We start from the raw sequence: 12,351 nt of genomic DNA on the forward strand, positions 1-12,351 counted from the left end.
AAAAGCTTAAAGATTGTTTTTAAGCTTTTCATTTTTATGCTACTTAAAGAAACAAAAAACATATATTTTTTAAAAATGTGAAAAAACTAAACATCTTTCTATACAATTTAATCTATAAATCTGTTATTCTTTGAAAATATTTTATTTTCTTAGGAGAAATATGACTCAGTTAAGTACTAAAATTTTATGGTTGCTTGTTGCAACTTTAGGTGCTATTTGTTTTGGTTATTTAGCTTTACAAAATGGCGAAAGTGTATCAGCGATTTATTTGGTGGTTGCTGCTGTATGTATTTATATGATAGGATATAGATTTTATGGGCATTTTGTAGCTTATAAGGTTTTAGAACTTGATAAAAATCGCGCAACACCGGCGCTTGTAGAAAATGATGGGCGTGATTTTGTGCCTACAAATAAGGCTGTATTATTTGGACATCATTTTGCTGCTATTGCAGGAGCAGGTCCATTAGTAGGACCTATCTTGGCTGCTCAAATGGGATATTTGCCTTCTATGCTTTGGATTTTAGTAGGAGGAGTTTTAGCGGGTGCTGTGCATGATTTTGTTGTTCTTTTTATATCTACTCGTAGAAAAGGTAGAAGTCTTGGCGAGATGATTAAGGATGAGATGGGTAAATTTACAGGTGGAGTTGCTATGGTGGCGATTTTTGGCATTATGCTTATTATTATTGCCATTTTAGCTATGGTGGTTGTAAAAGCTTTAGCAGAATCTCCATGGGGTTTATTTACTATCTCAATGACTATTCCTATAGCAATATTTATGGGAATTTATATGCGTTTTATCCGCCCAGGTAGAGTAGGGGAGGCTTCTATAATAGGTTTTGTGCTTTTAATTTTGGCTATTCATTATGGTAGCGTTGTAGCTGCTGATCCTTATTGGGCTAAAATATTTACTTTAGAAGCTCCAACTTTAGCAGTTGTTATGATGGCTTATGGCTTTATTGCTTCTGTTTTACCTGTGTGGTTTTTACTTGCTCCAAGAGATTATCTTTCAACTTTTTTGAAAATCGGTGTTATTGTGGTAATGGCTGTAGCTATTGTTTTGGTTGCTCCTGATTTGCAAATGCCAAAAGCAAATACTCAGTATTTTGATGGAACAGGTCCAGTATTTGCAGGTGGAGTATTTCCATTTTTATTTATTACCATTGCTTGTGGTGCGATCAGTGGTTTTCATGCTTTGATTTCTAGTGGAACTACTCCTAAAATGCTTGAAAACGAAACTCACGCCTTAGCTGTTGGATATGGCTCTATGCTTGCTGAAAGTGCTGTGGCGATTATGGCTTTAATTTGTGCTTGTATTTTACATCCAGGTCTTTATTTTGCTATAAACTCAAGCTCTGCTTTGATAGGAACAGATGTTGTAAGTGTAGCACAAACTATTTCAAGTTGGGGATTTAGCATTACTCCTGAAGAAATTACTGCTTTGACTACAAATATAGGAGAGCATACTATACTTTCAAGAACAGGTGGAGCTCCAACTTTTGCTATAGGTGTAGCTTTGATCTTGCATGAACTTTTTGGCGGCGTGGATTTGATGGCTTTTTGGTATCATTTTGCTATATTGTTTGAAGCTTTATTTATTTTAACAGCGGTAGATGCTGGAACAAGGGCTTGTCGTTTTATGGTGCAAGATATACTGGGTAATGTTTATAAACCTTTAGGAGATATTCATAATTATCTAGCTGGACTTTTGGCTACGGCTTTAAGTGTTACAGGTTGGGGATATTTTCTTTATCAAGGCGCCATTGATCCTAAGGGGGGAATTTATACGCTTTGGCCTCTTTTTGGCGTGAGCAATCAAATGCTTGCGGGTATGGCTTTGCTTCTTGCTACAACTATACTTGTAAAAATGGGCAAGGCAAGATATACTTGGGTTACTTTAATACCTGCGGTATTTGTCTTAGTGGCAACTCTGTATGGAGGAATTCAAAAAATTATGCCTTATAAAGAAGGCAATAAAGTAGCAAATGCGGTAAGTCATGTAGCCGCCGTTAGCATACAAAGTCAAAAAATTAAAGATTTAGAATTTAAATTAAATAATACTAAAGATGAAAAAGAAATTTCTACAATTAAAAAAGAAATTTTAATAGCCACTCAAAGTAAAGTTGGAAATTTACTTAATGCAATTCTTTGTGTGTTCTTTATGATAGCCACCTTGCTTGTTATAATTTCTTGTATAGGAATTTGTTTAGGTAAAATTAAAATTCCTCTTAAAGAAACTAAGTATATTAAGATTGATGAATTTCAAAAAATTTAAGTATTATTATGAAAAAGCCGAAAGGTTTTTTCATCCCTTGGTGGGACTTTCTAGTTATGATAAGTATTTAGAACATATGAAACAAAAATATCCAGGAAAAATTCCAAAAACCAGAGGGGAATTTTTCAAAGAATGTCTAGATAAAAAATATAATAGTGGCGGTTTAAATAAATGCTGATAAGCTTAAAGGATAAAGTTTTTATCATACAAAATAAGCTTTAAGCATTTAAAAAGCCATGAATTCTTTTAAGTTCTTCACTAATAGGCTTTTTCTTTCCATCTCTTGTAACACTTACATAAGTTACTAAAGCCGAAGTTACATTAATGCAAGAAGTACAACCTTGAGAATCCACTCTTTGAGCTGTGACTTCTACTTCAACGCTGATTGAAGTGTTGCCCACATTTACAACTTTAGAGTAACAAGAAATTATATCGCCTATAAAAACAGGTTCTTTAAAAACTACTTTATCCATAGAGATGGTTACAACGCGTTCAGGAGAAAGTTCTCTTGCTGCGATAGCTCCTGCTAAATCGATTTGTGAAAGTATCCATCCGCCAAAAATATTTCCCGCTGGATTTGTGTCACTTGGCATGGCTACAATTTTTAATTTTGGTTCTCCCATATCTCTCATTTTTACTCCTTATTTTAAAAAATGAATTATAATTAAAAAAGTTAAAAAGGAGAATAAAAGTATGAATAATTTTAAAGAAATAGCTAAATTGGTTAGAAAATACAAAGAAAGAAATAATGCGTTATATGAGTTTTTAGACAAAGAAGATGTGGGCGAGTATTTTAGATCTTTGATTTCTTTAAGCGAATTAAAACAAGATAAAACAACTATGCTAGCCATACTTAGGCGTTTGGTTGATTTAAAAGAAGAAAATTTAGTTCAAGAATGGAAAAAAAACAACTTTAAGGAAGATAAGATTATAGAGTTAAAACATAAGTTCTATGAAGAGATTAGAAAGTTTTATGAAAAAGAACATCAAAATTTAATTAATGAAATAAAAGAGAAAAAGCTTTTAAATAATTTTTATCAGTCCTTAATACAAGGAGTGCATAATATAGGTTTAATTATGAATATTTTTGAAATTTCTTGGACTAAAGAAATTATAGAAAAAAATAATAAAATTTTATCTACTCAATTTCCAAATTTAGATGATGCAATGGAATTTTTGCGTAAAAATCGTTTATATCAAAAAACTTCAGAAGGAGAAATTTGTGAGCGAAGCTATGGTGTTTTAGTTAGAATAGGAAATTTATGGAAATTTGTTCCTTATGCGAGATTTTTCGAGAATGAAATTTTAAAATTAGAATTTGCTTTTGAAAATATGATTGATCAGCTAAAAATATTTGCTAGCAACGAAGAGGAAAAAGCTTATATAGAATATTTTGAAAAATTAAAATTAGCGTTTTGCGAAAAAGATGAAGATAGAGTTATAAAAGCTTGGCAAGAAGCTGAATTTGCTTGGATGAAAGTAAAATCACCTTTACAAGTGGGACATCCTTTAGAATATTATGAAGATAATTATACTCATGCGGTGGCATTAGAATGGGATATAAGAATAGAAGATGAGAATGATTTTGATGTTTTGAAATTTGGTAGTGAAATTAAGGAGAGTTTTGAACATGTTTATAAAAATATAGGACTTGAAGATTGTGAATTAGAAAAAGAAGTTTTATCTAATATAGAAAAAACTCAACTTTATATTTGCACTCCGATGATATTTTATGGTGCTGAACTTAAAGGTTTATTCTCAGCTCAAGTCGTTCCAAATGATGAGTTTGTAAGTTCTAAGGCGGGCAAAAAAATATTTGCCTTTATAAATTTTGTATATGAAAATGCTAAAACAAAGCCTTTTATGAAAATTTCTAGCGAGATTTTTGATAAAGAATTTTTAGATTTTGGAAGAAATATTTTATTTTATCAGGAAAAAATTTGGAAAAGGGTTTATGAAGTATCAACTATAGGCCATGAATTTGGTCATATATTTTTTATTGCTAATGATACTGAAAAAACAATGAATCAGAGTGGTTTTTTTAAAAATATAGAAGAATATAAAGCTACTACAGGTGGACTTATAAATTTCTTTTATCACGAACAAGATGACTTGATAATGCCTGTTTTTCATGAACTTATAAAAAGGGCTATTGGACTTATTTCTTGGCAAAGGGTTGATGAAGTTAGACCTTATTATACAGAAGGACTTATTCATCTTAGTTTGCTTTTTGAAAGTGAAGTATTGATTTTTGAAAATAATAATTTGAAGATAAATTTTGATTTAGGGCATTATGAAAAATTTAAAGAACTAACTTTAAAAAATTATCATGAATTGGCAAAACACTATGCTTTAAGACTTGATGCAAAAGAGTTTTTAAGTAGATTTTGTGAAATTGAAGATGATATTTTTCTTCCTATTATGCCTAAGTGTAAAGAATTTGTTAAATTTTATTATGATTTATACGAGAAAATTGGTAATGAAATTGATAATAGCGGAGAATTTGAAAGATATAAGAAAAAATAATAAAGTTTTTTGAAAAAAACTTAAAAAAAGCTGTTTTTTACTTGATATTGTTTTTTAAATATGCTAAAATTAGGCGTTTCAATTAAAACAAAGGAGCTTTTATGACTAAAGCAGATTTCATTTCATTAGTTGCTCAAACAGCTGGGCTAACAAAAAAAGACGCTACTACTGCTACTGATGCAGTTATTTCTACTATTACTGATGTTTTAGCTAAAGGTGATAGCATCAGTTTTATTGGTTTTGGTACTTTTTCAACTCAAGAAAGAGCTGCTAGAGAAGCTAGAGTACCAAGCACAGGAAAAACAATTAAAGTTCCTGCTACAAGAGTTGCAAAATTTAAGGTAGGTAAAAACCTTAAAGAAGCTGTTGCAAAAGCAAGCAACAAAAAGAAAAAATAAAACTTCGGCTAGATAAATTCTAGCCTTCTTTCTTGATTGATTCGGATATTTTGCATCTTTTATTTACTTTATTTTTTTAAACTTTTATAAAACTATCATTATTAAATAAAAAAGGATATTAAAATTATGAAAGTACATGAAAAAGTAAGTGAGCTTATAGGAAATACTCCCATTATGCATTTAAAAAAATTTGGTATCAATGTTTTTGCTAAATGTGAATTTTTAAATCCTAGTCATTCTATAAAAGATAGAGCAGCTTTTGAAATGATTAAAGATGCTTTAGATAGTAAAAAAATTAATCAAGATACTACAATAGTTGAAGCAACTAGTGGAAATACTGGAATTTCTTTGGCTATGATTTGTGCAGATTTGGGACTTAAATTTATTGCTGTAATGCCTGAATCTATGAGTTTAGAAAGAAGAAAAATGATAACACTCTTTGGCGCTAGGTTAGAATTAACTCCTGCAAATTTAGGAATGAAAGGAGCGGTTGATAAAGCAAATGAAATATTGTTAAATACTCCAAATTCTTTTATGATTTCTCAATTTGAAAATATTTCAAATAAAAATGCGCATCGTAAGAATACGGCTTTAGAAATTTTAAGAGATTTGGATAATAAACTTGATATTTTTGTAGCTGGTTTTGGAACTGGCGGTACTATTAGTGGAGTTGGGGAAATACTAAAAGAAAAATTAGAAAAAGTGCATATTGTTGGAGTCGAGCCTCTAAATTCTCCATTGCTTAGCAAAGGTGAAGCGGGAAGCCATAAAATACAAGGAATAGGGGCGAATTTTATACCTGCTATTCTAAATAAAGAAGTTATAGATGAAGTGATCACGGTAAGCAATGAAGATGCTATAAATACAGCCAAAGAGCTTGCCAAAAGTGGTTTAATGGTAGGTATATCAAGTGGAGCAAATGTATTTGCCGCAAGTATGCTAGCAAAGAAATTTCCAGATAAAAGAATTTTAACTATGCTAAACGATACGGCTGAAAGATATCTCTCAACTGATCTTTTTGCTTAAGTATAATTATTGAGAATTTAGAAAAATTCTAAGTTCTCTTAAAATTTCTTGTGGATTTAAATCGCTAATTTCTTTATAAAAATGACCTTTTTCATCAATAAGATAAAGCATATTGCTATGTGCTATAGAATAACCCATAAAAGAATCATTTAGATCTATTTTTTGATATTGAACATTATATTGTTTTGTTATTTTTTGAAGAGTTTTTTCATCTTTTGCAATTAAAGCATCTGCTTTTGGGTAAAAGTATCGTAACCATTCGTTTGTATTACTTAAGTTATTATCTCTATTTAGATCTAAAGAAATAAAAAGAAGGTGAGCCTTAGGATTATTGATTTGCTTTAAGGCTTTGCCTACTAAACTAAGAGTTGCCGGACAAACATCAGGGCAATAAGTGTATCCAAAATAGATAATAAGCTTATCTCCTTTAAAATCTTTTAGGGTGGCTTCCTCTTTTAAATCTGATTTCAAGATAAAATCATAAGAATTTTGATGATTTTTAATAAAAAATATTACACCTAAAATAATGGCAACTATAACTATAAATAAAATAATATTTTTTTTCATTTTTTTAGCTCAAAATCAAAATAAAACCCTATGGGTTTATTATTATCCATAAATTCTACCCTAAAACGCATAGTATCTAAAACACAAGTAGCAAGAACTATTTTGCTTTCATAGTCTGTTAAATTTAATCGATGTATTTTAGGCTTAATTTCACCCATATACATATTTAATCCATAAATTTTAATTCCTAAGTTGTTATAATTTCCTAGATTTACAATCTTTAGATTTGTAACATCTAAAGATTGTAAGGGTTTGGGATTTAGGGAAATTAAGACTTCTTTATTATTAAAACTATATGTGCAGTCTTTAACATTAAGATCGCAAGTCAATGGGGTGGAAAAATCAGCTTTTGTTATTTTTTGAGAATCTTTTATTATATAAAAATCAAAAATAATATATAAAGTAGCAATAACAAAAGCAAAAGCTAGGATAAAAATAATTTTTCTCATTAATTAAAATTCTTTAGAATCAATATTTTTTAACTCTATGGTTTTGTGATTATTAAATTTTAAATCTAACTTTACCTTCGTATCTTTAATAATAGGTTTTTTTAGTTTTAAAAGCATTATATGGTAACTTCCTGATTTAAGTTCTGTGCTTGAATGAGCTTTTATAATAATTTCAGGAATTTTTTGCATCATCATTTTTCCATCTTTATGTATATGTGTATGCAGTTCACTTGCTTCACTGATATCGCTTTTGACACCTATTAAAGCAATATCTTTATCAGTATTATTAAAAATGGTAAGAAAAATAGCACTATTTTGCGCATGAGGTGGAGTTTGTTTTACAAAGGCATTTTTTACCTCTATATCATTAACAGCCCAAAGATTTACAGCAAAAAGAGCGCCTAAGAGAAGAATTTTTTTCATATTGCATCCTTATTTTTATAACATTAAACATTTGTTCATTATATCAAAAAATATTTTTATTTGAATATAAATTTTTTAAAATCTTTCAATGTGTGTTACCTGTTTGAAAATTTTTTGCATAGTAACATCACAATCAAAGAAAAAACCAGTTGGAGTATTATTGTCTAAAAATTCAACCCTAAATCTAGAATCATTGGTAATACTTCCATCTATAAAATTTATAAGAATATCACCATTAACTATATAAATTTAGGAATTTAAACTATAAATTTTAATCTTTAAATTAGAATAATGAGGAGAATTTTTAATTTTTATAGTAGTTTTATTGAAAATTTTTATAGGTTTTGGGTAGGCTGAAACTTCAATATTTTTTTATTAAAAGAAAAACACAATCTTGTAAATTTAAGTCACAAGCTAGATCTTGGCATGTATTTAAGCTAAATATACTTTCTTTTTATCATATAATACATAAAAAGCTAAAAACAAAATGCCTAAAAAGATATTTCTATAAAAAATTTCTTACCACCATAGACAACCTTTTAAAACAAGCCTTTATGATTTATTAAAAATAATATCATAAATAAGGTCACATTATTAATATAATTAATATTTTTTAAGAAAAAAAATATTATAATCACAAACATTTTTGACTTAAAAAATTTTGAAATACCTAAGGAAAAACATTGTTAAAACGACTTACTTTATTAATTACACTTTCTTCATTGATGTTGCATGCCTCAGATCTTGTTAAAATTTATCTCAATCAAGGATTAGATGCTGTTGGCGTAGCGATTGAAAAAGAATTAACTCAAAAGGATTTTTGGTTAAGTGAAATAGGAGATAAAAATATTTCACTCGGATATTATGATGATAATGTTGCTATCGTGCTTGCAAATAAAACAGATAAAATTCTCCGTGTTTATTCTTACGAGGATGGAAAAATAAGAAAAGATTTTGAACAAAAAGAAATAATAACTGGATTAATGGGTGATAAAAAAATAGAAGGAGATTTGAAAACGCCAGTAGGTTTTTATGAGTTAGGCCGTAAGTTTAACCCAGGTGATCCTTATTATGGTCCCTTTGCTTTTGCTACAACTTATCCAAATTTACTTGATAAAGTACAAGGAAAAACAGGTGGTGGTATTTGGATCCATGGCTATCCTTTAGATGGTTCTAGACTTGATGAATTTAAAACAAGAGGGTGTATTGCTTTATTTAATAATAATTTGGAGAAATTTGCACAAGTTGTGCAAGACAAAAAAGTTTTTGTTATGACAGAAGAAAAAGAAAAAATTAGAGCTAAAAAGGATCAAATAGCTAGTTTATTGGCTGATCTTTTTACATGGAAACTAGCTTGGACAAATAGTGACACTAATACCTATTTAAGTTTTTATGATGAGCAAGAATTTAAACGTTTTGATAAAATGAAATTTGAACAGTTTGCTTCCATGAAAAAATCTATTTTTTCTCGTAAAGAAGATAAAAAGATTAAATTTTCAGATATTAATATCAGCCCTTATCCGAATTTAGAAAATGAAACTATGTATAGAATTTCATTTTATGAGGATTATTACACTAAAAACTATCAGTTTAGAGGCGATAAAATTTTATACGTTAAGATAGATAGTAAAGGTAAAATGAAAATTTTAGCAGAGCAATAAATGTCTTTAATAAAAATTGATCAAAAAGCTTATGAATATAATTTAAGACATATTGCTAAAAAAATAGGGAGTTTTCAAAGATTAATTTGCGTTTTTAAAGATAATGCATATGGACATGGAGCTAAGCTTTTAGCTCCATTAGCCAAAAATTTAGGAGTTTCTTTTGTTGCTGTTAAGAGTGAAGAAGAAGCTCAAGAAATCGAAGAATTTTTTGAGAATATATTAATACTATCACACCGTCCTCATGGTAATGAAAATTCTCGATTTATTTATGCTTTAAATGATATTTCCCAAGTAAAAAAATACAAGCAAGATATAAAAATACATCTAAAAATAGATACAGGCATGCATCGCAATGGAATTTGTGTAGAAAATTTAGAGCATGCTATAAATCTTATTCGAAGTAGTGATTTAAAACTTACTGGAATGTTTACACATTTTGCTAGTGCAGATGAAATGGATGGAAGTTTTTTTGTTCAAAAAGAAAATTTTCAAAAAGCTAAAAAGATAGTAAAAAAATATTTTTCAAATTTATTATTTCATTCGCATAATTCTGCAGCATTATTTAGAGGGAAAATTCCTGAAGATGAATATTGTAGAGTTGGGCTTGTTCAATTTGGATATGGGGAATCAAATTTAAAAAGAGTTTTAAGTTTGTATGCTCATAGATTAAGTCAAAGGATTTTACAAAAAGGACAGAGTATAGGATATGGAGGCATTTTTACTGCTGCAAAGGATATGGAAGTAGCAACTTATGATTTGGGTTATGCTGATGGTCTTTTCCGTTACAATGGAAAAGGGGAGTTAGTGCTTGGAAATGGAAAAGTAATACTTGGAAAGATGTCAATGGATAGTTTTTCTTGTGAAAATTCTGGTGAGGAAATTTGCGTGTTTAAAGATGCTGATATTTGGGCTGATTTTTTTCATACTATTAACTATGAAATTTTAGTAAAATTAAACCCTAACATTCAAAGAGTTCTAGTATAAACATGTTTAATATAGTTTTAGTTCACCCTAGAATACCGCAAAATACAGGTAGTATAGGTAGAATGTGTTTTAATGCTGGTTTTAAACTTCATATTGTTAAACCAACTGTTTTTGATATTTCTCAAAAGGCTGTTAGAAGAGCAGGACTTGATTACTGGGATAAATTAGAGCCTATTATTTGGGAGAATCTTGAAGAATTTTTAAATGAAAATATGATTTATAAAAATCGCTTTTTTTTCGCAACAACTAAGAGTCAAAAAGCTTATTTTGATGCAGAATTTCAAAAAAATGATTTCTTATTCTTTGGAAGTGAGAGTTATGGCTTACCTATGGAATTAATGCAATTAAATTGGGAAAATGCTATAACTATACCTATGAAATCTTATGGAAGAAGTTTAAATTTAGCTACAAGCGTTGGTATAATCTCTTATGAAGCTTTAAGACAAAATTTTAGCAATTTTGTTTCTTAAAAGTTTCAAATTTACACAATAACTTAAAACAAATAAAATCATAAAGTCCTTTTTATAAAAATTATGTTAAAGTAAAATTTAGATTATTTTTTGAGGAGTTTGGATGAATTTAGATATTATACTAGATTTTGCCAATAAAGCGTCTGATATTATAGCTAATAAGATTGTCCCAAATACAGACATTATTATGGTAGTTTTACTTATTGTTTGTGGGCTTTATTATAGTTTTTTAACTCGCTTTGTTCAGTTTCGTATGTTGAGTTCTGTATTTAAAATTCTTACAGAAAAAAACGAAGGACACACTAAAGAACATATTTCACCTTTTCAAGCATTGATGATCTCAACTGCTTCTAGAGTTGGTATAGGAAATATCGCTGGAATTTCTTTGGCATTGGCTACAGGTGGAGCTGGTGCTTTATTTTGGATGTGGGTTATGGCATTTTTTGGTGGTGCCTCAGCATTTGCTGAAAGTACCTTAGCTCAAGTTTACAAATCAAAAGATGATACAGGCGGGTTTAAAGGTGGTCCAGCTTATTATATAAAAAAAGCCTTAGGCTCACATTTTTTTGGAGCTTTTTTTGCTTTTATTCTTATTATTACTTATGCTTATGGATTTAATGGACTTCAAAGTCAAACAATGACTTCGTCTTTTAAAGTTTATTATGATATGTTTAATCCAAATGCTGCTGTAGATTTTGCATCAAGTTCTTGGCCAATGATTATTGGTATTGTTTTAACTATTTTTGGTGCATGGATGTTTTTTTCTCACCATACTAAAATAGGTAAAATTAGTTCTTTAATTGTTCCTTTTATGGCTTTAGCTTATGTTTTACTTGCCGTGATTGCTGTTTTAATGAATTTTGATAAAATTCCTTCTGTGGTTCATATGATTTTACAAAGTGCTTTTGATTTTAAAGCGATTTTTGGTGGTTTTGCTGGTTCTGCTTTAGTTATAGGGATTAAAAGAGGACTTTTTTCAAATGAAGCAGGTATGGGCTCGGCACCTAATGCAGCTGCAGCAGCTTTGACAAGTCATCCAGCTAAACAAGGTGTTATACAAGCCTTTTCAGTTTTAATTGATGTTGTTGTTTGTACAAGTTCTGGATTTTTAGTTCTTTTTTCTATGGCATATTTAGGACTTGGAGAAAGTAAAATCGATGGTGGAATGCCTTTAGTTCAAGAAGCTATGCGTGAGTATTATGGTAGCTTTGGAATCCATTTTATTACTATAGCTATTGTTCTTTTTGCAATAACTTCTTTAATAGGAAATTATTATTATGCTCAAGCTAATGTTAAATATTTAACAAATTCCAAATTTGTAATGAATTTGTTTAGAATTACAGCTGTAGCTATGATTTTTATAGGCTCGCAAATGAATTTAAAACTTGCTTGGAATTTGGCTGATTTGACTATGGCTTTCATGGCAACGACAAATATTATATCTTTATTGCTTTTAGGTGGTATAGTAAATAAAGTTTTAAAAGATTTTAATACGCAACAAAAATCTGGTATAGATCCTAAATTTAACGCTAGTAAACTTGGAATTAAAAACGCTGAATGTTGGGATTAAAA

13 protein-coding genes and 1 pseudogene are annotated in these 12,351 nt (G+C 29.3%); 9 read left to right on the forward strand and 5 right to left on the reverse strand.

Going from position 1 to position 12,351, the window contains the following annotated elements:
* Window positions 1-160: 160 nt before the first annotated feature.
* Both AJ930_RS02720 and kcuS read left to right on the forward strand, forming a co-directional pair.
* The gene (locus AJ930_RS02720) at window positions 161-2,272 is read left to right on the forward strand and encodes a carbon starvation CstA family protein (RefSeq protein WP_070274803.1); all 2,112 of its coding nucleotides are present in this window, start codon (window positions 161-163) and stop codon (window positions 2,270-2,272) included.
* Window positions 2,253-2,450, forward strand: a complete 198-nt coding sequence (gene kcuS, locus AJ930_RS02725; protein WP_070233358.1) for a KCU-star family selenoprotein — start codon at window positions 2,253-2,255, stop codon at window positions 2,448-2,450. The genes AJ930_RS02720 and kcuS overlap by 20 nt, the downstream gene beginning before the upstream one ends.
* 40 nt (window positions 2,451-2,490) lie before the next feature.
* On the opposite strand, the gene AJ930_RS02730 is transcribed toward kcuS, so the two are convergent.
* Window positions 2,491-2,904, reverse strand: a complete 414-nt coding sequence (locus tag AJ930_RS02730; RefSeq protein ID WP_002853544.1) for an acyl-CoA thioesterase — start codon at window positions 2,902-2,904, stop codon at window positions 2,491-2,493.
* 61 nt (window positions 2,905-2,965) lie between these two features.
* On the opposite strand from AJ930_RS02730, the gene ciaB reads away from it, so the two are divergent.
* The 3 genes from ciaB to cysM all read left to right on the forward strand — a co-directional run bounded on the left by ciaB (window position 2,966) and on the right by cysM (window position 6,222).
* Window positions 2,966-4,798 carry an invasion protein CiaB gene (ciaB, locus tag AJ930_RS02735; RefSeq protein ID WP_004305962.1) on the forward strand — a complete coding sequence of 611 codons (1,833 nt, stop codon included), beginning with the start codon at window positions 2,966-2,968 and terminating at the stop codon, window positions 4,796-4,798.
* 101 nt (window positions 4,799-4,899) lie between these two features.
* Window positions 4,900-5,196 carry an HU family DNA-binding protein gene (locus AJ930_RS02740; protein WP_002861608.1) on the forward strand — a complete coding sequence of 99 codons (297 nt, stop codon included), beginning with the start codon at window positions 4,900-4,902 and terminating at the stop codon, window positions 5,194-5,196.
* Between the two features lie 126 nt (window positions 5,197-5,322).
* Window positions 5,323-6,222, forward strand: coding sequence for a cysteine synthase B (cysM, locus tag AJ930_RS02745; protein ID WP_002861607.1), 900 nt, complete (start codon window positions 5,323-5,325; stop codon window positions 6,220-6,222).
* Window positions 6,223-6,228: 6 nt separating this feature from the next.
* Here cysM and AJ930_RS02750 read toward each other — a convergent pair whose 3' ends face one another.
* The 4 genes and pseudogenes from AJ930_RS02750 to AJ930_RS10485 form a co-directional block, all read right to left on the reverse strand.
* Window positions 6,229-6,789 carry an SCO family protein gene (locus AJ930_RS02750; RefSeq protein ID WP_004305960.1) on the reverse strand — a complete coding sequence of 187 codons (561 nt, stop codon included), beginning with the start codon at window positions 6,787-6,789 and terminating at the stop codon, window positions 6,229-6,231.
* Entirely contained in the window at window positions 6,786-7,238 is a 453-nt protein-coding gene (locus AJ930_RS02755; protein ID WP_002861605.1) for a hypothetical protein, read from the reverse strand. Before AJ930_RS02755 ends, AJ930_RS02750 begins: the two co-directional genes overlap by 4 nt.
* Window positions 7,239-7,241: 3 nt before the next feature.
* On the reverse strand, window positions 7,242-7,661 hold the full coding sequence (locus AJ930_RS02760) for a copper chaperone PCu(A)C (protein WP_002861604.1): 420 nt from the start codon (window positions 7,659-7,661) through the stop codon (window positions 7,242-7,244).
* Between the two features lie 85 nt (window positions 7,662-7,746).
* Window positions 7,747-8,177 (reverse strand): annotated as a pseudogene (locus tag AJ930_RS10485) (hypothetical protein).
* Between the two features lie 167 nt (window positions 8,178-8,344).
* Here AJ930_RS10485 and AJ930_RS02770 point away from each other — a divergent pair.
* The 4 genes from AJ930_RS02770 (at window position 8,345) to AJ930_RS02785 (ending at window position 12,349) form a co-directional block, all read left to right on the forward strand.
* Window positions 8,345-9,322: a L,D-transpeptidase family protein gene (locus tag AJ930_RS02770; RefSeq protein ID WP_004305957.1), complete on the forward strand. Its 978-nt coding sequence runs from the start codon at window positions 8,345-8,347 to the stop codon at window positions 9,320-9,322.
* Window positions 9,323-10,309, forward strand: a complete 987-nt coding sequence (locus AJ930_RS02775) for an alanine racemase (protein WP_002861602.1) — start codon at window positions 9,323-9,325, stop codon at window positions 10,307-10,309.
* Window positions 10,310-10,311: 2 nt separating this feature from the next.
* Window positions 10,312-10,779: a tRNA (cytidine(34)-2'-O)-methyltransferase gene (locus tag AJ930_RS02780; RefSeq protein WP_002921721.1), complete on the forward strand. Its 468-nt coding sequence runs from the start codon at window positions 10,312-10,314 to the stop codon at window positions 10,777-10,779.
* Between the two features lie 103 nt (window positions 10,780-10,882).
* On the forward strand, window positions 10,883-12,349 hold the full coding sequence (locus tag AJ930_RS02785) for an alanine/glycine:cation symporter family protein (protein WP_002861600.1): 1,467 nt from the start codon (window positions 10,883-10,885) through the stop codon (window positions 12,347-12,349).
* Window positions 12,350-12,351 lie beyond the last annotated feature (2 nt).

Origin of the sequence: Campylobacter sp. BCW_6871 (assembly GCF_001762325.1) — a bacterium.
Classification (GTDB): domain Bacteria; phylum Campylobacterota; class Campylobacteria; order Campylobacterales; family Campylobacteraceae; genus Campylobacter_D; species Campylobacter_D jejuni.

Bases quoted from the DNA above. Each gene is read 5' to 3' on its own strand.
- AJ930_RS02750 (WP_004305960.1), bottom strand. From the start codon at position 6,789: ATGAAAAAAAATATTATTTTATTTATAGTTATAGTTGCCATTATTTTA.
- kcuS (WP_070233358.1), top strand. From the start codon at position 2,253: ATGAATTTCAAAAAATTTAAGTATTATTATGAAAAAGCCGAAAGGTTT.
- AJ930_RS02780 (WP_002921721.1), top strand. From the start codon at position 10,312: ATGTTTAATATAGTTTTAGTTCACCCTAGAATACCGCAAAATACAGGT.
- AJ930_RS02760 (WP_002861604.1), bottom strand. From the start codon at position 7,661: ATGAAAAAAATTCTTCTCTTAGGCGCTCTTTTTGCTGTAAATCTTTGG.
- cysM (WP_002861607.1), top strand. From the start codon at position 5,323: ATGAAAGTACATGAAAAAGTAAGTGAGCTTATAGGAAATACTCCCATT.
- AJ930_RS02775 (WP_002861602.1), top strand. From the start codon at position 9,323: ATGTCTTTAATAAAAATTGATCAAAAAGCTTATGAATATAATTTAAGA.
- AJ930_RS02720 (WP_070274803.1), top strand. From the start codon at position 161: ATGACTCAGTTAAGTACTAAAATTTTATGGTTGCTTGTTGCAACTTTA.
- AJ930_RS02755 (WP_002861605.1), bottom strand. From the start codon at position 7,238: ATGAGAAAAATTATTTTTATCCTAGCTTTTGCTTTTGTTATTGCTACT.
- AJ930_RS02730 (WP_002853544.1), bottom strand. From the start codon at position 2,904: ATGAGAGATATGGGAGAACCAAAATTAAAAATTGTAGCCATGCCAAGT.
- ciaB (WP_004305962.1), top strand. From the start codon at position 2,966: ATGAATAATTTTAAAGAAATAGCTAAATTGGTTAGAAAATACAAAGAA.
- AJ930_RS02785 (WP_002861600.1), top strand. From the start codon at position 10,883: ATGAATTTAGATATTATACTAGATTTTGCCAATAAAGCGTCTGATATT.
- AJ930_RS02740 (WP_002861608.1), top strand. From the start codon at position 4,900: ATGACTAAAGCAGATTTCATTTCATTAGTTGCTCAAACAGCTGGGCTA.